This window comes from Ruminococcus sp. D54t1_190329_F1 (genome assembly GCF_015551645.1).
Taxonomy (GTDB): Bacteria; Bacillota; Clostridia; order Lachnospirales; family Lachnospiraceae; genus Blautia_A; species Blautia_A faecis.
Genome location: NZ_JADNDC010000006.1, coordinates 19,682 through 43,633, shown reverse-complemented (window position 1 = coordinate 43,633; position 23,952 = coordinate 19,682). Strand labels below are relative to the sequence as shown.

The window sequence follows — 23,952 nt, the reverse complement described above, 5'->3', positions numbered from 1 at the left end:
CTTACATCTTTTGTTTTTCCCACTTATTTTTCCTCCCAAAGCTTCTGAGGATAAAGACCGTCATCTTTCAGCTTCTGAATTGCAGCAACTACTACCGGCTTATCTTCTTTATAGGTAACTCCATACCATTTGTCCATAGATTTCAGAACTTTGACAGTTGCTTTCTTCTCGCCAAGAAGCTCATCTACAACAAATGGAAGGAAATATTCGCATTTCAGAGGATTCTTTTCCACATTTTCTTTCAGGAATAATGGGAATCTGTCCTTCAGTTCTCTCAGAATGCTTGCAGAAAATCCCCACATATTCATAGACACCGTAGCATCCATAGGAAGCTCTGTCCATGTAGCACCATCATCCTCGGTATAAGCAGCACCGCCATCTCTCTTCTCAATATGGGTGCGCTCATTAATATCCTTCAGAAATCCCTCTTCGTCTGTCACACAAACACCACGAGCCACATGTCCATTATCTGTCAATGTGTTCTCAAGCTTGTAGCCTACCATCATGTACTGATAAATGCCGTCTTTATCCTGATTCTCTGTAAGGAAATCATATGCCATCTTAAATGCATGACGTCCATAATAATCATCCGCATTAATAACGGCAAAAGGTCCATCAATCACATTGATACAGCTCATGATTGCATGTCCGGTTCCCCATGGCTTCACACGTCCTTCCGGAACTGTAAAGCCTTCCGGAAGATTATGCAGATCCTGGAATACAAATTCTACCTGGATATGCTTACTCATACGATCTCCGATAGCAGCACGGAAATCAGCCTCATTCTCCTTCTTTATAATAAATACAATTTTTTCAAACCCTGCCTGAATAGCATCATAGATAGAAAAATCAATGATAATGTCCCCGTCCTTATCAATAGGATCGATCTGCTTCAGGCCACCATATCTGCTTCCCATACCTGCTGCCATTACTACCAATACCGGCTTTTTCATGTTATTGCTGCCTCCCATTTTTTATTTGTCAAAACGGATATTCCTAATCCGCTTTGTTGCTTATTCATAACGATACCAGGGACAAACAATTGCCCCTGGTTCGATGGTAACAGACAAATCTCTTCTTGTCAATTTCTATCAATTATTTCACAGGAAATACTCCGGTTTTAATATTCCCAGACCGCTCCCCAGCACTTTTCCTGACTTCAGATATTTCTTTGCAGCTCTCTGAAGAGATGTGTTCTCGGAATATACATTCAGGTTCCGCTGTACCTTTCCCCAAATACGCCATTCAGCCTCACGCTCATCCCAATCTGTTTCTACAATCTGAAATTGATTCTGAAACATAATGATATTGCTTTTCTCCGGCAAAATGTCTTTAAGCCCCGGATAGAGCAGCCAGGAATGACACAGATACGGCATCTCTTTTCCCCAGAAAGCCATTCCCTGAATAATGGATTCCCTCACACTCTCCAGTGTGAGCTTTTCGCCCTGTGGAATATGAATACTGATGATCGGATCTCCTTTTTTTACCATTCTTTCTCCTGCTGTAAAATTCCAGCGGGAATCCATGATTTCAAATTGCATTCTTCCAAGCCTGAAAATGGTAAGCTTCATATGGCGGAAAAACCAGTCGTATTCATCAATTCCATACTCTCCATATTCCAGAAAACAGTTTTCACACCAAAAGGTCAGATCGTAAAAAGTGTCCCTGAAAATTTCCCGGCTGATTCCCCGCTTTTCATAAGCATCATAGGTTTCGGCGCCCATGCGGCATAAATAATACAGAAACACAAGCCGATAATCCTTTTCCAAAAGAATTTTTTCATAAAACAAAGCTCTGTCTTTCTCATACAAAAGCTTATTTTCCTGATATTCTTCCTCCCCAATGCGTCCGGATTCCTGAAGCTCATTAAGCAGATGCACAGCCTCCGGCAGCATGTTGATTTCAGCTAAAAATTCATTTATTTTCATTGGCAAATCCTCTGAGATTTACAACCTGTCCCGTTATTCTTGCTTCCTCTGCTGCCAGTGCCATCAGATGACTCTCCACGGAAACAGCAGCGTCTGTTTTACCCTTTCTTCCTTCTCCTACCATACGGACAAAATCATGCATCATACTCATATCACTTCCGTTATGTCCGTTTGCAGGTGTGTGAAGCTCTATTGTCTCCAGATTCCCACTGACAAAATCTCTGATCTCAATAGTACCTGCATCCATATCGCCTTTGATCTCACCTTTTGTTCCCATAAGACGGATCCGTCTAGCACACTGGTCTGTAAAGGCTGTCATAAGGAAGGACGCTGTTACCTGATTTTCAAACTTTATGTCAACGGACTGGTGATCTACTACTGTATTATCACAGTGGAATACACATCTTCCGTAAGGTCCTTTTTTCAAAGCCTCCAATACATGCTCCGGATCTGTCTGATCGGTCACTGCACGTACCAGATAGCCATCTAAATTCTCCAGATAAAAGCGTGGTGCATAGAAAGCACATTCATCTCTATGTGGGCATCCATCCAGACAATAAGCAGGAGCTCCTTCCGGTGCATTTTCCTCTGTAAAATAAGACAGTTCACCAAAGGAACTAAGGCTTTCGCATTTACTGTCTGCCAGCCACAGCATGATATCCATATCATGACAGCATTTCTGCAGGATCATAGGACTGGATTCCTCTGCATTTCTCCAGTTTCCTCTTACAAAGCTATGTGCCTGATGCCAGTAACCTACCTCTTCCATATGCTGGATAGTCATAAGTCTTCCTATTTTGCCTTCTTCCAGAAGTTCTTTTAATTTGGAAAAGAACGGAGAATACCGAAGTACGTGGCACACGGACAGAATACGGTCGTATTTCTTCGCCATCTCTCCCATTTCAATGATTTCTTTCTTGTCGGGAGACATGGGCTTTTCACAAAGTACATGATATCCCTTTTTCAGAGCCATGATCGTAGGCTCATAATGCATCCTGTCCATGGTGCAGATCATGGCACAATCTGCCAGCTTTTCTTTTCCAAGAAGCTCTTCATAGCTTTCGAAGCAAAGCTCTTCCGGAATATTGTGTCTTTTTGCAAAGCTCTCTCTGCGCTCTTTATCCGGCTCTGCAACTGCCACCACCTGAAATTCATCTGGATGGTCCAGTGCATACTGAGAATAAACATGACCTCCTCTAAGGCCTGCTCCAATTACAATACTCGTTACCTTTTTCATACTCTTTTACTCCTGTCGCAAACGTATTTTTAAAACCGTATCTTTTTCATCTGGCAATGGATAGGTAAATACCGGATCATCTCCGAAGGAAACAAAGGCCACATCCGGATACAGCACCGTATTCCATGCTTCCCCTCTGTTCACCTCACTGCCGTCTGCAAGATATGTAACAGATTCCAGCTTATCCGGGCCGATTCCATACAGCGGAAGTGCTCCAAGCGGTGTCTCATAAACATGAGCATAAATGATGTCACCTTTCTGGGTATATCTTCCCCAATCCGGCTTTTCCAATTTGGAAATTCCGCATCCGTAAATGCTCTCCCCATTTTTTTTCATCCATTTTCCAACTTCTGTGAGAATCTGAACACTCTCCTCCGGAATATTTCCACGGGCATCTGGTCCCACGTTCAGGATCATATTTCCACCCTTGCTGGCACATTCCACCAGCTTTCTTACAAGCATCTGAGGGGTCTTATACTGATGGTCGAAATTGCAATATCCCCAATGATTATTCATAGTGGCACAAAGTTCCCATGGAATGGGTTCTCCCTTGTCATCACATACTCCTTTTGGAGGAATGATCTGCTCCGGACTTGCAAAATCACCGCTGTAAATCAGTGGTTTCTCTGTTGTAATGCTGCCATGGTTATCCCCCGCACCTTCCAGACGGTTGTCAATGATCACATCCGGCTGATACTTTCGAACCATTTTGATCAGCTCTGTGGCTTTCCATTTTTCTCCGGTCATATCGTCATAGGAAAAATCGAACCATAGAAGATCCAGCTTGCCATACCCTGTTACAAGTTCCTTTATCTGGCCATGCATATACGCAAGATATCTGTCAAAATCAATTTTTTCATCTTTATATGCCGGATTGTTTCGCATAGGATGCTGCCTGTCTCCATATTTAGGAAAATCCGGATGATGCCAGTCGATAATGGAAAAATAAAGACCAACCTTTAATCCTTCCTCTCGGCATGCATCTACAAATTCTCTTACCAGGTCTCTGCCTGCTTTTGTGTTTGTTGACTTGTAGTCTGTCAGTTTAGAGTCAAACAGACAAAATCCGTCATGGTGCTTTGCTGTAAGTACCACGTACTTCATGCCTGCTTTTTTTGCCAGACAAACCCATTTCTTCGGATCATAATCCACAGGATCAAACTGATCAAAATACTTACTGTATTCCTCAATTGTCATTTCTTTCTGTGACATCATCCATTCACCGCATGCTGGAATGGAGTATAATCCCCAATGAATAAACATACCGAATCTGTCTTCCATAAACCATTTGGTGCGCTGTCTTATTTCCTCATTCATGTTTCTATTCTCCTGCCTTCTTCATTATATCAGAAAATTTTGTATATTCAGCATTTTTATCAAAAAACTTTCATTTCACCTGTCAACCTTTCACGGCTCCGCCAGACAGTGCCTCAATAAAGAATCTGCTGAAAATACAGTACAGAAGCACAGGCGGAAGAATGATAATCACCATAGCGGAAAAAAGTCCGTTATAATTGGTGTTAAAGGCTGTTGTGAAAGTAGACAAAAGCGCCGGTACTGTCAGCTTTTCCCTTGTGATCAGCACAAGAGAGGCCCAGTAATACTCATTCCAATTATTCAAAAACGCAAGCACAGCTGCTGTCATAATTCCCGGACGTGCAATTGGAAAAATTACTTTCATCCAGGTCTGTACATACCCACATCCGTCAATTCTCGCCGCCTCTTCCAGCTCTCTTGGGATATTGTCGTAATAGTTTTTGATCACAAAAAAACTCACTGCAATTCCACTGCAGGAATAAATCAGGATCAGCGCAGATCTTGTATCATATAAATGCAGGCGGTTTACCAGATTATATACCGGATAAGTAAGGGCTGTGGCTGGGATAAACATGGTGGAATACAAAAGTACATTTACCAGTGCTTTTCCTTTGAATTCCATTCGCGCTACCACATATGCAGACATGGAAATCATCACCACACTGATCACCACGGAAACACCTGCGACAAAAAGACTGTTTCCAAAATATCTCATCACATGTAAATCTTTAAATGTGGAAATATAACCATCCAGACAAATGGATTCCGGAAGCTGAAAGCCAGGTCTCGCCATAGGATCTTTTTTCAGGCTGGATAAAACCAGCCAGCCAATGGGAAGCAACGACACGATCAGCGCCCACGCAAGACAAATGTAAGTCACGATCCTGGTTCCCGCCGGCATACTATTTACACCTTTCAGGGTATTTGTTTTTTTCATATTCATCCTCTTTTCCTTCTTATTCTTTCTCTTTCCTGAAAGAAATGCTGTATACAAAATTAATCACCAGAATGATCACCATCCCAGCCAGGATCTGGATCATTGCCACTGCATTGGCTCGTCCAAACTGGGTTCTCGGACTGGTAATGGCAAGCTCGCGGATAATGTAACTGATACTGTAGGTTCCTGCAGCTCCTTTTGTCAGGAAATAAACCTCGTTATAAAGAAGGAAGCCGGAGGTTGCAGCAAGAACGGATACTGTTTTTAAAGTTCCTTTGATCATAGGGATTGTAATATACCAGTCCTGTCTCAGACCGCTTGCCCCATCCAGCATAGCTGCTTCTCTTACCTCTTCCGGCACTGCCATAATATTCCCCAAAATCATTAAAGTTGTAGTTCCTGTAAAGAAAATATAGGCACAGGTCATGGCCACAAAAGCCGGTCCTTTCAGAAGTAGGATATTATCCCTGAATTCTTTGTTGAAAAGACGAATGATCGGGTTGATAATTCCATAAGAAGGGTTGTACAATTGTAAAAATACAATGCCCATAGCGGCAGTTGAGATCATATTCGGAATAATATAGACATTTCGTACAAATTTAATACCTTTTACCTTTCTGGACAGGGCCAGAGCGATCAAAGCAGCAATGGGAATCTGTACCACTGTTCCAAGAATGGCCCAGGTGGTTGAATTTTTCAGTGCTTCCCAGAAAAATGGATACTTGTTAAAAATATAATCATAATTATCCCACAAATTGCTCCAGCCGAAAAACTCCGGACTAGTAATATTGGTATAATCCCATTTGCAGAAAGAAGTGATAAACACCGTAATAATGGGATACAGATAAAATACGCAAAATGCGATCAGGGTAGGCGCAAGAAACGCTATAATAAATCCTTTTCTCCGCGTACCCAGCTTATTCTTTCTTTTTTTCGCAGCATTCTGATTTTCCAAATTCATACCTCCAAAAAGGGAAGAGATTTCTCCCCTCCCTCTTCTATTTCATTCATAGTTTCTGTTCATCACAGCTGTGTGCTTTAAGCAACCAACGCGATCAGCTCTGTCTGAAGTGCTGCAAATCTTGCATCAATATCTGTTCCTGATACCGCACACTCCATCAATGCATTGATGATAGCTTTGTCCACGTCAGATCCCCAGGTATAGTTCATGTCAATCACTACAGTATCAGCTTCATTTACCTGAGAACAAGCCTGTGCAAGCTTTCTTGTAGCTGCATCATCACTCTCTTCTGCAAGTGCGTTCAAATCAACTGTTGTGTTACATGGATTTGCCTGTACGCCAGTGAAGATTTTTTCTTGAACCTCAGCACTTGTCATATATTTGATAAACTCAAGTGCCAGCTCTGTTTTCTCATCACTCATGTTATTTGCCACAGCAAGTCCGCCGCCTGCAGAAGCGATTGCAATATTTCCAGGGAATAAAGCAGGCTCAATGGCATCTGTTAAAGACGCATCAATTCCACTTGCATTCCATACACCATTGAAAAGAACACCAGCCTTACCATTTGTATTAAATTCTGCCATAAGATTTCCGTTATCATCTGTAGTATGCTCAGAACCATTTGCCTGATCCAGGTTTGCAGCAGTCTTAAATGCAGCTGCAAATTCCTCTGAATTGATGGTGTCCTCTGTCAGCTCAGATTCCAGCATTTTCTTTCCTTCATCTGTAGAAGCCATAACTGTGTTTACAATATAGCTGGAGCCCTGTCCTGCAATGTATCCGTACACATCCTCGTCCAGAGCACAGATTTTTTCCATTGCTTCTCCAAAAGAATCCCAGTCTGCAAACGCCTCCTCTGTAATTCCGGCTTTTTCAAAAATATCGGAATTATACCATAAGCCACGGCTCTCAATCTGATCATGCACTGCATAAATATGACCATCCATATCATGCTGTGTATAGTTAAGACCAACTGCATCCTGCAGACCATTTTCATCGATATACGGTTTCAGATCGTATACCAGATCCTGGGAAAGTGCTGCCTGCGGAACTCCGCCACCGCCTACATCTACCAGATCCGGGAAGGAACCGCCAGCAACCTGTGCACTTACAATGTCATCTCTGTTTTCTACAGCGATTGGTTTGAATGTAACTGATCCATCAGCATGTTCCTTTGCGAACTCATCATAGATATCCCTCATAACCTGAGCTGCAGCCCACTCGCTCTCATCCTGGTAATATCCATGGTAAAATTCCAGAACATCATCATCTGCATAAGCAGTCGTTCCAAATCCAACCAGTGCAGTAGTCCCCATTGCTGCTGCCAGTAAAACACTTACCATTTTTTTCTTCATTACAAAAATCCTCCTTCATAAATTATACGTCTTTGCTTTAACTGTCCTTATTTTACCCTTGTTTTTGGTATTTTTGAATGAATCCCGTTTGCAATTTACAGGTATTTATTGACATTTTCACAATAAAAATAAGGAAAATATTTACCTGACGGCAATATTTTCCTTATCTTTATTTTCCCTATTTATCTATTTTCATTTCACCCAGCTGCCGGGTAAAAGCTTCCGGTGAAATTTTACCGGTAAGCTCTCTGAAAATGTTTTCTGTAAAATAGGCTTTCTGTTCATAAGTCCACAGATTATCCGGAACTTCAATTTTATCCTCTGCGCTTAATACCAGGGAAGCAGCCTGAAACAGCCGCGGCATTTCCTTCTCGTAAGAATCCAGAACTACCTGCTTATTCGCCGGAATCTGCTCTGTTTCCTCCAAAATCCGCGTCTGCACCTTCTTGCTTAGCATATATTTCAGGAACCGGATGGAAGCCTCCTCTTTCTGTTCGTTTCCACTTTTTCCAAGCACATAACCAAAACAGGCAGATTCGCAAGACAGCTTCTTCCCGGATGTAGTTGGAAGCAGTGCATACTTGGCATTAATGTTTTCGGAAATCATGGAAGCGCCCCATACGCCATTCACATATATGGCAAGCTTTCCTTCATTGAACAATCTGGTCTCATCCAAATAACTGTATTCTGCATTTTCGGAGGTGGAATATACATAAATTTCCTGCAGCCGTTTCAATACCTCTGAAATTGTACCGATATCGTTTCTGTCCTTTTCTGTACCTTCTTCCAGAAGCATATGATCCATAAAATAAAGATAGCCCTCCGGAGATGTCTGAAGCGAAGCAATTTCATTATTCTCACGTTCCGACCATTTCCAGATTTTGTAGCACATACCGCGAAAAGCATCCCAGGTCCTGGGAATTTCCTTTACGCCAGCTGCGTGCAGAATATCTTCATTATACCAATAACCACCACTTAAGGACAAAACATCTGACACTGTAAACAGCTCCCCTTCTTCTGTGGTCCAATAGTTCAGATTGGTCTGGGAAATATTGGAGGCAAACTCTTCATCTTTTTTCACATAGGGCATAATATCCAGCGCCATATCATTTTCTACAATAAAATCATAGGTTGTATTCTGTCCCATACCGCTGAAGGTAATCACATCCGGCATATCTCCCACCATGATCATGTCCTCCACCTTACGCAGCATTTCCTTTCTTCCTGGCATGGAGATCAGCTGCACCTCAATGTCCGGATTCTCCTTCTGAAATCCATCGTAAATATCCCTCATAGCTACATGATCTTCACCAGTTCCGCCCCATGCATGAATCATTGTGATAGTTACAGGCTCTTTTTCTTCTTTCCCGCAGCCTCCAAGGATCAGACTCCCGGCTATTCCGATACTAAAGAAAAGACCTCTAATTTTTCTCTTCATGTTGTTCTCTTTTCCTGAATTCTTTTGGTGATACCCCGGTTATCTTTTTAAACATTTTTGAGAAATAACCAGCATCTTCCACTCCTACCGCTTCTGAAATCTCATAAGTCTTCATCTCTGTATTCTGCAGATATTCTTTTGCCTTTTCCACCCGTTTCATTAAAATCTCATCAAACAGATTCACACCTGTTTTATTCTTATAATAACGGCTGAGATAGCTGCGGTTCACATGCAGGGTATCTGCAATATCATCCAGCGTGATCTTTTTGCGAAAATTTTCTTCCAGATACTGTTCAATCTGATCAAGCAGTGATTCCGGTTCTTCTGCCTTCGTATGCTCCTGGATTTCGATCTCCTTTTTCAGTCTGGATAGCTTTCCAATTGCTTTTTCCACTGCCAGTGGAAGTTCGTCTATAATGGAAATCTTAAGCACATACTCACATACACTGTATTTAATGGCACGTTTGGCATACTCAAAATCTGAATATGCGGTAAGGATGATCACCTGGGTTTCCGGGCAGGTTTCGTATACATATTTACATACTTCTAATCCGTCAACACCAGGCATCTGTATATCTGTGATCACAATGTCCGGCATTTCTCCCCGGATCTTCTCCAATAGTTCCTGTCCATCACTGACTACGCTCTCCAAAGAACAGTCCATTTTTTCCCAATTTATCAGTTTCTGCAAAGCCTCTCTGATGTATCCTTCATCATCGGCTGCTACCACTTTCCACATAATTTCCACCTCTTTCAATTGGAACTGCAATTTCTATTTCCGTTCCCTTTCCCGGTTCGCTCCAGACCTGAAACTTGTAATAATCTCCATACAGGATCCGGAGCATTTTCTTTGTATTTTCCCAGCCCACATGGGTATGAGGAGTTTTTTCTTTATTTTCCTCTGCCTTCGTCTGATTCCGACAAACGCCTACTCCATCATCTTTTACCCAGATGTAGAGCATTTCCCTTTCATATAAAAGGACCTGCAGATTTCCTTTTCCACGCTTTGGTTCCAAACCATGCGAAACTGCATTTTCCACCAGTGGCTCAATAAGAAGACGGGGAATCAGATCTTCGCCGATTTTTTCATCTTCAAGCTTCACCTCATAAGACAGTTTATCCTGGTAACGGCTTTTCTGCAGATATAAATAAAACTGAACTATTTCCAGTTCCTCTTTTACCTTTATCTTAATCTCTTTTTCCCGGAATATCTTACCCTGCATCAGTCTGGAAAAAGCATTCAGTCCATCGTAAACTTCTTCGTTTCCAGCCATTTTCGCTTTCAGACTCAGCATGGCCAGAATATTAAACTGGAAATGCGGATTTATCTGGGACTGCAGATATTTTACCTGAGACCGGGCTGCCACAATTTCTTTTTCATAAACCTGAGTAATCAGATATTCGATCCTGTCTGCCATCTCATTAAACACGATTCCCATGTCATGAAATTCCTGAATAGAGGAATCTTCCATTCTGGCATTCAGATCCGGTTTTCCAAAAGCCTGTATGCTTTGGATCATCCTGGTAACCGGTTTGGTGAAACGGTAGCTGATAGCATATGCAACCAGAAATGCAATTCCCAGTACCACAATAAGACCCACAAGAACGATAAAAAGAGTGGGCTTCAAAATAGAAAAAATATTCCCATACCCTACTGAGATCACTGTACGTACTCCAAATCCACAGAGATTTCCATAACCAATCACCTTCGTACCTGCCAGGTCTTTTGTTCCATTCCATGAATTCTCAGAAGTCTGCAGCTTTTTCACCAGCTCCTGAGCTCCTTCTGAGGCAAGCAGCTGATCGTTTTTATCCAGGACAGCCCATCCTCCATTATGATACAGCTGTACCGTTTCCAGAACTTTCGCTACTGCACTCTGACTGATCTGCACGATTCCGATTCCTTTTTCCCTCATATTTTCATCATAAATTCTAAAAAAAATATTTAATTCATCTTTATCAGACAAACAGGCGTACTGGTCACTGGTACTTTTAAATTCCTGCTGCATGTTTTCGTATTTTCGCTTCTGTTCTCTCCCGGCAGCCAGTGTGGTGGCATAATAGTGCTCATAAATACATTCATTCCCATTATTAAACAGATAAATTCCAGTAACAAAAGGAAGCTGGCGTTCCACCATATTCCGCTCTGAAAAAAGCTCCATGCTGTAAGAAAGCTGTGGTTCTATTTCCTCCAGGTCGTATTCTTCTTTCTGAAAAAAGTCATCCAGTACCGTATTATGACGTATGGCGATCACACTATCCTCAATAAACTGCATATGAGCCTCATACTGCTGACTGGTATATCGAAGTACATATTCAATATCTTCCTGTGTTTTCTGAAAGAAGAAAGAGAAAAAGACATAGAAAACAGCTGCACATACAGACAGTAAAGTACATACAGAGGTCAGTATCATCAGAAATGTAAGTTCCCTTTTCAGAGTGTAGTTTTTTTTCATTTTATTTATCCCCAGGGTAAATTTCTATATTATAAATTCATTATAGGAAAAGCTTTCGAAACTTGCAATCAGTTTTCACCAAAAAAAGCAATAAAAAGCAGAAATATTTATAGCATTTCACCTAAATATAGGGTATACTGTTATTGTCTGAAAGAACAAGGGCAGGGTTTTTATATGACAGCATTCTGATAATGCCGTTATTTTTTTGCACCTTGTTAAAGTGATCATTCTCACTTATTGACAAAGAAGGAGAGGTAAAATGAAAGTAATTAAAGTCAAGAATTATGAAGAGCTGAGCCGTACTGCAGCTACTATTATCGCCGGTGTTATTTTGTCCAAACCGGATTGTATCCTTGGACTTGCTACCGGTTCTTCCCCGGTAGGTACCTACGATCAGCTAGCTGCTATGTATGAAGAGGGAATACTGGATTTTTCCCATGTAAAATCTGTGAACCTGGACGAATATGTAGGACTGGACGGATCCAATGACCAGAGCTACCGTTACTTCATGAACAAGAACCTGTTCAGCAGAGTCAATATAGATATTAAGAATACCTATGTTCCGGACGGAACCAATCCGGATACAGAGGCCTGCTGCGAAGCTTACAATACACTGCTTAAGAATATAGGAGCTGCAGACCTTCAGCTTCTTGGAATAGGACCTAATGGTCACATCGGATTTAATGAACCAGACGACCATTTCCAGGCTGGCACACACTGTGTAGATCTTACAGAGGCTACCATCCAGGCGAATAAACGCTTTTTTGCAAGCGAGGAGGATGTGCCTCGCAAGGCTATTTCTATGGGAACTGGCAATATTATGAGCGCAAAGACCATTCTTCTTGTAGCTAACGGCAAGAATAAAGCCAAGGCTCTCGCTGCTGCGATCAAAGGACCTGTTACCCCACAGTGCCCGGCTTCCATCCTTCAGTTCCATCCCAATGCAATTATTGTGGCAGATGAGGATGCACTGAGCGAACTGTAATTAAAAAAAAGGAGCTGCTTCAATATGTTCCAAAAAGGCTTTCTGCAAGCTGTACGTCACAATTTGCAGAAAGCCTTTTTCAACACGCTCTAAAAAAGCAGCTCCATTTTTGTACCTTTTCCAAGATCGCTGTCCACATTGATCTGTGCATGATGTAAGGTTGCCCCGTGCTTTACAATGGACAGTCCAAGACCGGTTCCTCCAGTCTGCCGCGAATGGCTTTTGTCCACCCGGTAAAATCTCTCAAATATTCTTTTCTGTTCAGATTTCGGAATTCCGATTCCATCATCCTCAACCCGGTAAAAAGGACGATTCCCTTTTCTGCCTACATAAATATGAATGTGTCCTCCCGGATTGGTGTAACGAACAGCATTGTCCGCAATATTGTACAGCATTTCATATAAAACATGCCGTACTCCCTGAATGTTGATTGGAATACCACAATAATCCAACGAAATGTTTTTCTTTTCCGCATGATCCCGGAGATTGTTTACCACATCCTTTGCCAGCTCATCAAGCTCCACACTTTCCATGGAGACCACTGCATCCTGCTGTTCATCCAGGCGCGACAGCTGGATAATATCTGCCACCAGATTTCCCAGACGATTGGCCTCCTTATAGATTCGTCCTGAAAAATCAGCAATATTCTCCGGTCTCACCATTCCATTCATCATCAGCTCCGCATAACCGGAAATAGACATCAGAGGTGTCTTTAATTCATGGGAAACATTTGCAGAGAATTCCCTTCTCACAGCCTCAGTCTTCTTCAACTCCTCCAGCTGGCTTGCAATCTGCTTATTCTGCTGATCCACCCGCATCAACAAAGGACGGAGTTCTTCGTAGCATACATTCGAAAGAGGATGCTCCAGATCCAGGTTGTTCACCGGCTCGATCAGACTCTTTGTCTGCCTTTGCACCAGAACGATCTCTACCAGAATGATCAACAGCATCAAAATTCCAAGCCAGATAAAGCTGCTAAGCAACGTATGGAACACACTGTCTGTTGTTTTTGCCAGGCGGAGGATTCTGCCATCATTCAGCTTCACCGCATAATAAAAGGTCTGGTGTGACAAGGTTTCCGAATAACGGACGATTTCTCCCTGTCCATCTTCCATAGCCTGGATAAATTCCGGACGGCTGCTGTGGTTTGGAAGTTTTGAAGCCTCTGCCTCATTATCATAGAGTACGTTTCCCTCTGAATCGGTGAGCGTAATACGGGTATCTGTGGTTTTTCCCACATTTCCGTTTAAATACTCTTCTCCAACTTCTTCAATCCCCACTTTTACATATTCAGCTTCATCTCGGACGCCCTTTTTCATAGTACTGTTAAACTTATCATACATCACAAAGCTGGCGGCTATAAAGGTAAGGATAACCGTGAGAACGATCATCACACTGGTATGACTGAGGATTTTCTTTTTCATCCCTGACTGCCTCCCTTGTCTGCCATTCTGTAACCTACGCCGCGGACAGTCTCGATTAGTCTGCCGGCATCCCCAAGCTTCTGCCGAAGGGTTCGCACATGTACATCCACAGTTCTGGTCTCCCCGTCAAAATCATAGCCCCATATATGGCACAAAATCTGGTCACGGGTCATAACGATTCCTCTGTTTTCCATAAGATACAGAAGAAGTTCAAATTCCTTGCGGGTAAGCTCCACAGGCTGATCATCACAATACACCTGATGACGGCCTGGAAAAATACGAAGTTCCTCACAGCTAAGCTCTCTGTCATCTCCGTGGCGGCTGCTGCGCCTGAGCACCGCCTTCACTCTGGCTATAAATTCCATCATTCCAAAGGGCTTGGTAATATAATCGTCTGCACCGGCTTCCAGAGCACGGACCTTATCAAATTCTGCTTCCTTGGCAGTTACCATAATGATGGGAATATCTCTGGTTCCGGAAGATTTTTTCAGTTTTTCCAGAATGGAATATCCATCCTCTCCCGGAAGCATAATATCAAGAAGAATCAGCTCTGGTTCCTCCTCTGCAAGGGCTTTCCACAATTCCTGGGAGTCTTCTAACCCTCTTGCATGAAATCCGGTCGTCTCTAATGTATATACTAAAAGATCACGGATGTTGTTATCATCTTCAACACAAAAAATCATTTTTTAGTATTCTCCTCCCATGTCTTACCTATTTTTACATTACTTGTAAATCATCATTATTTCCTAGTATACGTACTTTTTTCCCCTTATACAAGTGCACAACTGTAAAGTCACGGTAAAAAGCAGGAAAACAGGTTACCGTTCACGACCTGACCAGTAACACGCTTCGCGATGCACAGAAATCATACATTTGCATGTTTTTGCGCCGCAAAAATTATATTACCAGTCGCTGCCTCCGGAAATGATTCTCACAGGAATTTTTCCAGAGCAGCAACTGGCAACATCTACTCTCCCGGTTACGGAAGCATATAGTTCACACGGGCAACCTCCAGTTCGTGATGGAAATGTTCTCCCGGTGCATTTTTTACAGTGTCAAGGTGACTGTGGGTATCATAAAGATCCTCATGCACCTGAGTCACACAGACTCCGATATTGGAACAATGATCTGCGATTCTCTCCAGGCTGGTTGTAATGTCAGAAAGCACAAATCCCATCTCTATTGTACATTCTCCGGCACGAAGACGATTTACATGGCGTCTTTTCAGCTCACGGCTGAGCTCATCGATCACTTCTTCCAGAGGCTCAATTTCTTCGGCTGCTCTCATGTCCTGGTTTGCAAAAACGCTATACGCTTTTTCCACAATATCCGACACGGCCTTTTCCATAATGTGAAGTTCCTGCACCGCCTTGTCTGAAAAGCGGGCATTTTTTTCTGAAATTTCCTTTGCAGATTTCATAATGCTAAGTGCGTGGTCGGAAATACGCTCAAAATCTCCGATACAGTGAAGCATAATGGACAAGCTGTGGCTGTCTTCCAGAGAAAGATCTTTCTGATTCAACTTGATCAGATAGGTTCCCAGTTCGTCCTCATAGCGGTCAACCTTTGCTTCAATCTTTTCCACACGGAAAGCTGTCTCCTCCTGGAAATCATCCAGCAAGCCAAAAGAAAGGTTCAAAGCGGTTTTGGACTGCTCTGCCATTTTCCTGGCAGCTGTTTTGCTCTGCTCAATAGCAATACCAGGATTACTAAGAAAACGGGATTCCAGGATCATAAACTCCTGATCTTCTGCGGAAATAACTTTCTCCTCTTTTGTATCACGGACAGTTGCACATGCCATTTTTACAAGCATATCTCCAAATGGAAGAAGTACAAGTGTTGCAATGATGTTAAAGGCACTGTGGATCACTGCGATGCCGGCAGGACCTGCCACTTCTTCAATGAAAGAGAAATGTAAAAATCCATTCAGCACATAGAATACAACCATAAATGTAACAGTTCCTACAATATTAAAGTACAGATGAACGATTGCTGCACGTTTTGCATTCTTAGTAGCACCGATTGAAGAAAGCATTGCTGTAATACAGGTTCCAATATTCTGTCCCATGATAATCGGAAGCGCTGCTCCGTAACGGACTGCACCAGTTACACAAAGCGCCTGGAGAATACCAACAGAAGCTGATGAAGACTGAATAACAGCAGTCAGAAGTGCACCAGCCAGCACACCTAAAACAGGGTTGGAGAACTTCAGAAGGATGTTTGTAAATTCCGGTACCTCTGCCAGAGGTTTTACGGCACCGCTCATGGTATTCATACCGAACATCAGCACTGCGAAACCAACCAGAATGTTTCCAATATCTTTCTTCTTTTCATCATGAAGGAAGACAATAAAAACAACTCCGATCAATGCCAGAATCGGTGAAAATGAGTTTGGGTTCAAAAGTCTTACAAAGAAATTGGAGCTTTCAATTCCAGCCAGGCTGAGAATCCATGCGGTAACAGTAGTACCGATATTTGCGCCCATAATAAAGCCAACAGCCTGGGACAGATGCATGATTCCCGAGTTTACGAAGCCGACTACCATAACTGTGGTTGCCGATGAAGACTGAATGATTGCAGTAACTGCTGCACCAACCAAAACTGCTTTCACACGGTTAGATGAAAGGTTTTCCAGAATCTTTTCCAGTTTACCGCCGGAAAGCTTTTCCAGACCGTCTCCCATTACCTGCATTCCATAAAGGAACATCGCCAGTCCGCCGACCAATGTCAGAATGCTAAAAAAATCCATTACGTTTCCTCTCCTTTTTTTATCCTTTTAAAAGTTTATTGGGTTCTTAATTTCTTTTGTTTACAAAACCAATATAAGTGGGCTATGTAAAGTTTCGGGTGAGAAGAATGTTAAATATATGTAAAATACTTTACAATCTTGGATTTTCTTATACAGAAAAAATGTAAAGCCAGGCTGTTGAAAATGTAAAATATTTGTTTGATAATTGATTTTACTGTATTTTCCAAATTTTACATTCAAAAAAATCCCCCAGGGAACATGAAGAATAATTTTACAATTATCGCTGCATATCTCATGAGGGATTTTTATATAATACGTGTAATGATTCAGTACCTTCACTGTTACATGCTTCGCGGAACAACAGGCTGAAGCAATCTATTACATCGAATATTAAGTAACTGCCATATTGACTTGTCTGAAAAAGACTCTGATACCTTTAAAATCCTCGGATTTCCTCTTCCTCTGAATGGGTTTTATCGATGGAGCGGATTTCCAGAAAATAACTGTAACTATCATTTACCTTTACTTCCACTCTGTCGCCAATCTTATGACCTTTCAGTGCCATGCCAATCGGAGAGTCAATACTGATTCTGTTCTCCATGGAATTTCCCCGGATGGAAGTAACAAGCTTATATTTCTCAACCTCGTCATCTTCCTCAAAATAAACTTCTACAATGTCATCCATTCCAACCTCGTCACTGCAGGATTTATCAGAAACGATGGTTGCTGTTTTTAACATATTCTCCAGATAGCGGATGCGACTCTCGTTCTGGTTCTTATGACGCTTGGCAGCGTAGTATTCAAAATTCTCACTTAAATCGCCCTGGGCACGTGCTTCCTTTACTGCCTCAATTGCTTCTTTGCGGACAACCAGCTTACGGTGCTCAATCTCCTGTTCAATTTTCTCTACGTCTTTTTTGGTGAGCTTCTCTCTCATTTTTATACATCTCCTTTATAGCTGCAACACCACTTTGCACACCACCTTAACAGATGGGAAAGAGTTTGTCAAATTGCCAATGGAAAACATTAATTCCAATAATGCTATTGTTCACTCCATGAACAGAAACCCTATAATTTCTTTTTCCCCAGTCGGACTTCTTCCATCAGCTTCGCAGTCTCAGCATCTGCATGATCAAAAAGATAGGTATGACTGGACTGGCGGTGCTGATGCCATTCCTGGCGGAGCTGCTTTCTGGTCTCTTCGATTTCTTCTTTCAGACCTCTTGCGGAAATACGGTTGGCGCCCTGACCCATAATGATAATCTGTTCCAGTCCGTCTGAAGTAGCAACCGTTACCTGATGCTGTCTGCCGATTTTGTGGACTGTTTTTTCAATATATTGATCGGCAGTCTCCGCTTCTTTTGTGTAAACCACATGAATATTGTGATAAGTAAGCACTTCCTCCTGGTGTCCCTCCACCTTGTAAGCATCAAATACAAGAATCAAAGTACATTTCTTATATCCCTGATAATTACTTAAAATATCCATCAGCTTCGTCTGTGCTGCACGGACATCCGCATCTGCCAGTTCTTTCAGCTCCGGCCAGGCAAAAATAATGTTATAACCATCCACAAGAAGGTATTCTTCCTGGTCTTTTTTTGCAGAAGAACTGCTGCCAGAATAAGATAGGGCACTTACCACTTTTTTATAAGAAGACACGCGGTCTCTTTTCACCGGACCAAAGGTACGCTCAAAAATGGCCTGAAGTTCTTTGTCATCCTCATAGCTTCCACGGTAGGCAGATTCCGGCGGCTGGTAACCACTTCCCGCATGACTTCCACTTCCAGATGTATTTCTGGCAGTTCCTGTACTACCAGCTCCACTGCGTGCTGAATTTCTGGCACTTTGAGCAGTATCGTCTCCACTTGCAGGATTTCCAGAGCCTGACGCAGCATCCTCCCAGTCTTCCTCGCTGAGATCATCCTCAAACTCTGCCATAATCCCAGTATCCAGGTGCATATACTCTTCCACTTCATACCATGGCACCACAAATCCGGCTCCATGGGCACAAAATACAGACCCGGTAGGATTATCCAGATCCCGCTCAGAATCGTAGCCGATCTGTTCCACGATCTCATCTTGATTTTTACAAGGCTCATATCCTTTTAAACTGCAGAACAGTCTTCCCATTCCCCTTGTATAAGAAACTACTTCTTTCTGGTAATCGCGCATAGTCGAAACAGGCGCTTTTCCCTTCAAAATAGCGGTATTTTCCTCTGTCTCCATAGGAAGAAGAGTTCCCTGCATTTTCTGGATATCATTCATTGCACGGCCAACAACCTCCACCGGCACTTCCAGCCGAAATTCATAGTAAGGCTCCAGCAGAACATTCTGTGCTTTCTTAAGCCCCTGACGGATAGCCCGATAAGTAGCCTGACGGAAATCTCCGCCTTCTGTGTGTTTCTGGTGGGCCCGTCCGGTAAGCAGGGTAATCTGCATATCTGTGATCGGTGCACCAGTCAGCACTCCTCTGTGTTCCTTTTCTTCCAGATGAGTGAGGATCAGTCTCTGCCAGTTCCGGTCCAGCACATCCTCACTGCAGGCGGTAAAAAACTGCATTCCGCTTCCTTGCTCCCCTGGTTCCAGAAGAAGGTGAACTTCCGCATAATGGCGCAAAGGCTCAAAATGTCCCACACCTTCCACAGGTGCCGCAATGGTTTCTTTATATACAATATTTCCCGTTCCAAAATCCACAGCCACATGGAACCGCTCCCAGATCAGCCTTTTCAGGATCTCGATCTGCACATCTCCCATGAGCATGGCGTGGATTTCTCCCAGCTGCTCGTCCCACACAATATGAAGCTGAGGATCTTCCTCTTCCAGTTCTCTCAGCTTCTTCAGCATCTGATGCACATCGCAGCCTTCCGGCAAAATAATCTGATAGTTCAGTACCGGCTCCAGTACTGGCATATTGGAATTCTCTGTCACGCCAAGTCCCTGTCCTGGAAAAGTATGGGAAAGACCTGTCACTGCGCACACGGTTCCCGCGGGCACTTCTTTCACCAATTCAACTCTGGCGCCAGAGTAAATCCGGATCTGGTCAGCCTTTTCCTCCCATACTTCCTCTCCTGCTGCCACATTTCCCTTGCTGGTAATAAGAAGTTCTTTTACTTTCAGTGTCCCGCCTGTAATCTTCATATAGGAAAGACGGTTTCCCTGATCGTCTCTGGCGATCTTATAAACCTTCGCACCAAAAGCCTCAGGATATACCGGCCATCTGGTGTACCTGTCCAGTCCGTGGATCAGCTTCTCCACCCCTTCCATTCTCAGTGCAGAACCAAAATAGCATGGAAAAACCTTTCGATCTGCGATCAGACCGGTAATCTCTCTCCTGGATACTTCTCCTGTTTCCAGATATTTTTCCAGCAGTTTCTCGTCACACATAGCAAGACTCTCCAGAAATTCTTCAGAAAATTTATTTTCCATCAAATTCTGCTGTTCTTTTTCACCAGCCGGTAATTCCGGTTCCAAATCTCCATCAGCATTTTCATTTTCTGAAAAATCCATGCAGTTCTCATTCAGCCTTTTTTTCAATTCGGTCAAAAGAGCATCGTGATCCGTTCCATCCTGATCCATTTTGTTCACAAAAATAAATGTGGGGATCTGGTACCGCTCAAGCAATTTCCATAAAGTCACCGTATGTCCCTGCACACCATCTGCACCGTTAATCAAAAGCACTGCATAGTCCAGAACCTGCAAGGTACGTTCCATCTCTGCAGAAAAATCCACATGTCCAGGCGTATCCAGAATGGTAACTCTTGTTTCCGGGAATTCCAGCACTGCCTGCTTGGAAAAAATCGTGATTCCCCGCTCGCGCTCAAGGGGAGAGGTATCCAGATATGCATCCTTGTGATCCACTCTTCCAAGCTTTCGTATCTTGCCGCTTAAATATAAAAGTGCTTCTGACAATGTAGTTTTTCCTGCATCTACATGGGCCAACAGACCAGCACATATATGTTTTTTCGTTTTTTCAGGCTTCTGTTCGCCCATAAAAACGCCTCCCTTCTGATGGCATAATATTGAATTATACCACAAAAGGAGGCGTTGGTCGAGATGCTGTTGCACTCGGTTCAATATAAACTTATCGCATAGGAAGTTTAGGATAGATGTGAATGCTAACTTCTCCACCTGGTGTACGGTAAGCAGTGATCCGTTCCATAACAATCTTCCATAAACGATTCTTTTCTTCAACAGAAAGCTGTGGATAGCTGTCGAGAATGTGCTGTGTTGTCGGAATTATTTCTTTCTCTACATCATGAATATCTTTTTGAGCCCCCTGTTTTTTCAGCAACTCATTTTCAGCTGCCTGAACTTTATGTATTTCTCTGGTTAAGGTATCATTTCGCTTTGTAAACATTTCTATTGTATAAATACCCTTCTCCAGATATTCACATATCTTATCCTGCTGTAACTGAAGCTCTGTAAGTTGCTCTCTTACAATACTCAATGCCGTCTCCGTAGAGTCCGTTTGTGCTACCTTATCTTCCTTTATTTTAATAGTGTACTCACCCCACCATTGAGACATGGCTTTCACCACTTCTGCTTCAAGAAAATCACATTTTATAGTCCGACAATTACATCCACGAGTTGGACATCTGTACCATGGAGAAGTGTTTTGGGTCTTCGCCGGAACATTCCGCTTCATTACTGCTCCACACTTTTCACAAAAAAGAATTGTTGCAAATGGATTCATAAGTTTTTTATCCTTATGAACTGATGCGTGATTACGACTGCTCTGAACTGCTTTTACTCGATCCCACTGTTCCTGATCTATAATTGGCTCATGTAATCCTTCATACAACTCATAGTCTTTACTGGTAACTCTTTTCTTAGTAAGCATCCCGTCTTTAACTACTCGCTTTGTAGGTTCATGTTTCCAGCGGATCATTCCCAAATAAACTTCATTATTTAAGATATTTGTGATGGATGTTTGCCCCCATGTACCAGTTAGAGATGGAATGTTCATTTGATTCAGTTCATGGGCAATCGTATTGTAGCCAATTCCTTGTTTCCCATACATATCAAAAATCATCCGCACCACTTTTGCTTCTTTCGGTTCAATTCGCAGGCTATTCCCTTTCATACCAACCAGTTTATAGGCACGGTATCCATACGGAGCTACTGAACCAAGAAATTTGCCCTCAGAAGCTGATTGATTTCTTCCGCGAACCAAGCGCTTTGTGATGGTTTTCAATTCGTACCGGCTGAACATAAACTTCATATCAGTAAACTGTTCATCCGATTCATTCTGAAGATCATAGATCTTGGACGGTGTGATAATTTTACAATTATTCGTTTGAAGTACCTGCATGATATAACCGGATTCCAAGGATGACCCTCTGGAAAGACGCTCAATATCAATACAAATAACTCCTGCATACATTCCAGTATTGACCAGTTCCAGCAAACGAAGCATCTTAGGTCTGGACGACAAGGATTCTCCCGAAACTACTTCTTCCAAGACATCAACAACATTTAATCGTCTTTCCTTACAAAAAGACTCTAAAATGCGTCGATGTCTGTTCAAAGTTTCTTCAACAGAAATTTCGTCAAAATCTGTATCCATTCTGGATTTCCTCAAATACATCAAATACCGTTCCATTATCACACCTCCTTCCCGCGGGTTATTCTGTTACCATTTTACTCAACACTTTTCCTTTTCGCAAAGATACGGATTAATGTTTCCACATCCTTGCTTATGAGAAAGAAGCTTGCTATGCTTTAAGATTCACTTAATTTCTCTGCCTTCGTACTGCGATAGGAATTAGAAATAAGCTCACCTATCTTCAATAAAATTTGTGAGATTTCTGCTGCTTCAATATCAATACAATAATCGTCATGGATACAGATAACAGCATCTTTCTCACTTACAGCTGTCATAATCATATATCCTCCATATATATCCAAAAAACAGCCATACTGGTTATTGATGAGGTGCTATCTATACACGCTCTCTCCCAATATGGCTGTTGACTAATTTACTTATTACTTATTTTACTCGTCACATTTGCCACGCAACCCTGACGATGGGAACATAACAGGTCTCCGCTGGCGCGGTTGTCATAACTCCGCAGCGTCGTTTTACTCGTGCGCCGCAGGGTTCCCCCCAAGTCTTTAGGAGGCCGTGAGGAAGTATCTTTAAGCCCCCGTGCAGTCCTCGCGGCGGATCTGCCACCATCCGCTTTGTGGAATCGTAGATTGCTCCGAAACAGCTCTGTTCATCACCTCCCTGGCTGCTCCATCTTCGCGGCGTCCCACACTCGCTCATACACGGGTTATGTACCTGTTATGCTGTCTATGAAATTGTCAAAGTGCTGTTGAAGGGGGAAAACTTGTCCTTCTAATAGTAATGAAAAAAAGAGCAAGATTTTCGCTATGCTAATCAAACTTTTTCAAATTTTTAGCCAGCCATTTCAAACCGCGTTGGATGCTGTCATACACTCTACTGAGATCAACGCCTTCTGTCTTGGCAATTTCTTTAACTGTCATACCCAGATAAAACCGAGCATAAATCCTCTTTGCCTGCTTCTCCGGTAAGGCCATCACCGCAGAATAGAGCTGTTCTCGAAGCTGCTTTTCCTCCATGAGCATTTCTGGCGTCGGCGGCTGATACACTACCTGTTTCTCTATACCATTATCACAGTCCAGAGAATAGTACGCTTTGTAGTTATACATCTGGCGCTGGCGTGCAGCTTCTGCTCGCTTATCTGTCAGGAATACTTCTTGTACTTCACTGCTTACTTCTATAAAAACATCCGTTTTGTATATATCAGGATACAACTCCCTAAGATTGACTTTCTTCATTATGTACCTCCATTTCGATTCATGGGCGATTAGCGAGTGAATCGAATGGAGGTGGTGATCGGCAGCGACATACTTCGGGGGCTTTCCCGAAAAACCGATACCAAAAAGCGCCAGCTCCCCACAATTGGAAACTGGCGCAACAAAAATACCTACTATTTTGCTGATTTAGATGGAATGATAATACTGATTGATAGTCATACCTCCCCGGAGGAGGAACAAGACTTTTTTTAATTGATGAAGCTCATGGGTGCTATGAATGATGATAATTGCCATGGCGGTATCCTCCTGTGTACCGCCCTCTTAATCGCATGAGCATCGTTGGAAAAACAAAAAGAAACGGCGGCTCTGATTTCTCAAAGCC

Annotated in this window: 19 protein-coding genes; 1 reads left to right on the top strand and 18 read right to left on the bottom strand. The window is 42.6% G+C overall.

All coding sequences use genetic code 11. The features are described 5' to 3' along the window. Nucleotides 1–23: 23 nt before the first annotated feature. The 10 genes from I2D69_RS03805 to I2D69_RS03760 all read right to left on the bottom strand — a co-directional run bounded on the left by I2D69_RS03805 (nt 24) and on the right by I2D69_RS03760 (nt 11,629). Nucleotides 24–953, bottom strand: coding sequence for a sugar phosphate nucleotidyltransferase (locus I2D69_RS03805; RefSeq protein WP_148461673.1), 930 nt, complete (start codon nt 951–953; stop codon nt 24–26). Between the two features lie 147 nt (nt 954–1,100). Next, complete coding sequence (locus I2D69_RS03800; RefSeq protein WP_118582306.1) at nt 1,101–1,928, bottom strand: acyltransferase domain-containing protein; 828 nt, start codon at nt 1,926–1,928, stop codon at nt 1,101–1,103. After that, complete coding sequence (locus tag I2D69_RS03795) at nt 1,915–3,165, bottom strand: Gfo/Idh/MocA family oxidoreductase (RefSeq protein WP_118582303.1); 1,251 nt, start codon at nt 3,163–3,165, stop codon at nt 1,915–1,917. Before I2D69_RS03795 ends, I2D69_RS03800 begins: the two co-directional genes overlap by 14 nt. 6 nt (nt 3,166–3,171) lie before the next feature. Beyond that, nucleotides 3,172–4,482 carry an alpha-L-fucosidase gene (locus tag I2D69_RS03790; RefSeq protein ID WP_173716896.1) on the bottom strand — a complete coding sequence of 437 codons (1,311 nt, stop codon included), beginning with the start codon at nt 4,480–4,482 and terminating at the stop codon, nt 3,172–3,174. 82 nt (nt 4,483–4,564) lie between these two features. After that, a complete protein-coding gene (locus I2D69_RS03785; protein ID WP_148461675.1) occupies nt 4,565–5,419 on the bottom strand; it encodes a carbohydrate ABC transporter permease in 855 nt (284 codons plus the stop codon). A gap of 19 nt (nt 5,420–5,438) precedes the next feature. Next, the gene (locus I2D69_RS03780; RefSeq protein ID WP_227199100.1) at nt 5,439–6,374 is read right to left on the bottom strand and encodes a sugar ABC transporter permease; all 936 of its coding nucleotides are present in this window, start codon (nt 6,372–6,374) and stop codon (nt 5,439–5,441) included. Between the two features lie 83 nt (nt 6,375–6,457). After that, on the bottom strand, nt 6,458–7,735 hold the full coding sequence (locus tag I2D69_RS03775) for an ABC transporter substrate-binding protein (protein ID WP_148461677.1): 1,278 nt from the start codon (nt 7,733–7,735) through the stop codon (nt 6,458–6,460). 178 nt (nt 7,736–7,913) lie between these two features. Next, nucleotides 7,914–9,173: an ABC transporter substrate-binding protein gene (locus I2D69_RS03770; RefSeq protein ID WP_148461678.1), complete on the bottom strand. Its 1,260-nt coding sequence runs from the start codon at nt 9,171–9,173 to the stop codon at nt 7,914–7,916. Continuing rightward, nucleotides 9,157–9,912, bottom strand: coding sequence for a response regulator (locus I2D69_RS03765; protein ID WP_148461679.1), 756 nt, complete (start codon nt 9,910–9,912; stop codon nt 9,157–9,159). Before I2D69_RS03765 ends, I2D69_RS03770 begins: the two co-directional genes overlap by 17 nt. Beyond that, a complete protein-coding gene (locus I2D69_RS03760) occupies nt 9,887–11,629 on the bottom strand; it encodes a histidine kinase (RefSeq protein WP_148461680.1) in 1,743 nt (580 codons plus the stop codon). Before I2D69_RS03760 ends, I2D69_RS03765 begins: the two co-directional genes overlap by 26 nt. Before the next feature lie 259 nt (nt 11,630–11,888). Between I2D69_RS03760 and nagB the strand changes: the two genes are divergently transcribed. Further along, on the top strand, nt 11,889–12,614 hold the full coding sequence (gene nagB, locus I2D69_RS03755) for a glucosamine-6-phosphate deaminase (protein ID WP_118582282.1): 726 nt from the start codon (nt 11,889–11,891) through the stop codon (nt 12,612–12,614). An 89-nt stretch (nt 12,615–12,703) separates the two neighbouring features. On the opposite strand, the gene I2D69_RS03750 is transcribed toward nagB, so the two are convergent. From I2D69_RS03750 to I2D69_RS03710, 8 genes are all read right to left on the bottom strand, one after another. Beyond that, nucleotides 12,704–14,038: an ATP-binding protein gene (locus I2D69_RS03750; RefSeq protein WP_195379425.1), complete on the bottom strand. Its 1,335-nt coding sequence runs from the start codon at nt 14,036–14,038 to the stop codon at nt 12,704–12,706. Next, complete coding sequence (locus tag I2D69_RS03745) at nt 14,035–14,721, bottom strand: response regulator transcription factor (RefSeq protein WP_148461682.1); 687 nt, start codon at nt 14,719–14,721, stop codon at nt 14,035–14,037. Before I2D69_RS03745 ends, I2D69_RS03750 begins: the two co-directional genes overlap by 4 nt. 296 nt (nt 14,722–15,017) lie before the next feature. Continuing rightward, entirely contained in the window at nt 15,018–16,787 is a 1,770-nt protein-coding gene (locus I2D69_RS03740) for a Na/Pi cotransporter family protein (protein WP_148461683.1), read from the bottom strand. Nucleotides 16,788–17,223: 436 nt separating this feature from the next. Beyond that, nucleotides 17,224–17,724, bottom strand: a complete 501-nt coding sequence (gene greA / locus I2D69_RS03735; RefSeq protein WP_118582273.1) for a transcription elongation factor GreA — start codon at nt 17,722–17,724, stop codon at nt 17,224–17,226. 131 nt (nt 17,725–17,855) lie between these two features. Continuing rightward, nucleotides 17,856–20,777, bottom strand: a complete 2,922-nt coding sequence (locus tag I2D69_RS03730; RefSeq protein WP_195379424.1) for a TetM/TetW/TetO/TetS family tetracycline resistance ribosomal protection protein — start codon at nt 20,775–20,777, stop codon at nt 17,856–17,858. Between the two features lie 91 nt (nt 20,778–20,868). Continuing rightward, on the bottom strand, nt 20,869–22,374 hold the full coding sequence (locus I2D69_RS03725) for a recombinase family protein (protein WP_271742580.1): 1,506 nt from the start codon (nt 22,372–22,374) through the stop codon (nt 20,869–20,871). 134 nt (nt 22,375–22,508) lie between these two features. Further along, complete coding sequence (locus tag I2D69_RS03720) at nt 22,509–22,673, bottom strand: hypothetical protein (RefSeq protein ID WP_195379422.1); 165 nt, start codon at nt 22,671–22,673, stop codon at nt 22,509–22,511. 492 nt (nt 22,674–23,165) lie between these two features. Then, the gene (locus I2D69_RS03710; RefSeq protein ID WP_004840986.1) at nt 23,166–23,591 is read right to left on the bottom strand and encodes a sigma-70 family RNA polymerase sigma factor; all 426 of its coding nucleotides are present in this window, start codon (nt 23,589–23,591) and stop codon (nt 23,166–23,168) included. Nucleotides 23,592–23,952 lie beyond the last annotated feature (361 nt).

Excerpts from the sequence above, each read along its gene's own strand:
- I2D69_RS03800 (WP_118582306.1), bottom strand. The coding sequence starts at position 1,928 with ATGAAAATAAATGAATTTTTAGCTGAAATCAACATGCTGCCGGAGGCT.
- I2D69_RS03730 (WP_195379424.1), bottom strand. The coding sequence starts at position 20,777 with ATGGGCGAACAGAAGCCTGAAAAAACGAAAAAACATATATGTGCTGGT.
- I2D69_RS03805 (WP_148461673.1), bottom strand. The coding sequence starts at position 953 with ATGAAAAAGCCGGTATTGGTAGTAATGGCAGCAGGTATGGGAAGCAGA.
- I2D69_RS03790 (WP_173716896.1), bottom strand. The coding sequence starts at position 4,482 with ATGAATGAGGAAATAAGACAGCGCACCAAATGGTTTATGGAAGACAGA.
- I2D69_RS03770 (WP_148461678.1), bottom strand. The coding sequence starts at position 9,173 with ATGAAGAGAAAAATTAGAGGTCTTTTCTTTAGTATCGGAATAGCCGGG.
- I2D69_RS03740 (WP_148461683.1), bottom strand. The coding sequence starts at position 16,787 with ATGGATTTTTTTAGCATTCTGACATTGGTCGGCGGACTGGCGATGTTC.
- I2D69_RS03785 (WP_148461675.1), bottom strand. The coding sequence starts at position 5,419 with ATGAAAAAAACAAATACCCTGAAAGGTGTAAATAGTATGCCGGCGGGA.
- I2D69_RS03745 (WP_148461682.1), bottom strand. The coding sequence starts at position 14,721 with ATGATTTTTTGTGTTGAAGATGATAACAACATCCGTGATCTTTTAGTA.
- nagB (WP_118582282.1), top strand. The coding sequence starts at position 11,889 with ATGAAAGTAATTAAAGTCAAGAATTATGAAGAGCTGAGCCGTACTGCA.
- I2D69_RS03765 (WP_148461679.1), bottom strand. The coding sequence starts at position 9,912 with ATGTGGAAAGTGGTAGCAGCCGATGATGAAGGATACATCAGAGAGGCT.
- I2D69_RS03795 (WP_118582303.1), bottom strand. The coding sequence starts at position 3,165 with ATGAAAAAGGTAACGAGTATTGTAATTGGAGCAGGCCTTAGAGGAGGT.
- I2D69_RS03725 (WP_271742580.1), bottom strand. The coding sequence starts at position 22,374 with ATGTATTTGAGGAAATCCAGAATGGATACAGATTTTGACGAAATTTCT.
- I2D69_RS03760 (WP_148461680.1), bottom strand. The coding sequence starts at position 11,629 with ATGAAAAAAAACTACACTCTGAAAAGGGAACTTACATTTCTGATGATA.
- I2D69_RS03720 (WP_195379422.1), bottom strand. The coding sequence starts at position 22,673 with ATGATTATGACAGCTGTAAGTGAGAAAGATGCTGTTATCTGTATCCAT.
- greA (WP_118582273.1), bottom strand. The coding sequence starts at position 17,724 with ATGAGAGAGAAGCTCACCAAAAAAGACGTAGAGAAAATTGAACAGGAG.
- I2D69_RS03775 (WP_148461677.1), bottom strand. The coding sequence starts at position 7,735 with ATGAAGAAAAAAATGGTAAGTGTTTTACTGGCAGCAGCAATGGGGACT.
- I2D69_RS03750 (WP_195379425.1), bottom strand. The coding sequence starts at position 14,038 with ATGAAAAAGAAAATCCTCAGTCATACCAGTGTGATGATCGTTCTCACG.
- I2D69_RS03710 (WP_004840986.1), bottom strand. The coding sequence starts at position 23,591 with ATGAAGAAAGTCAATCTTAGGGAGTTGTATCCTGATATATACAAAACG.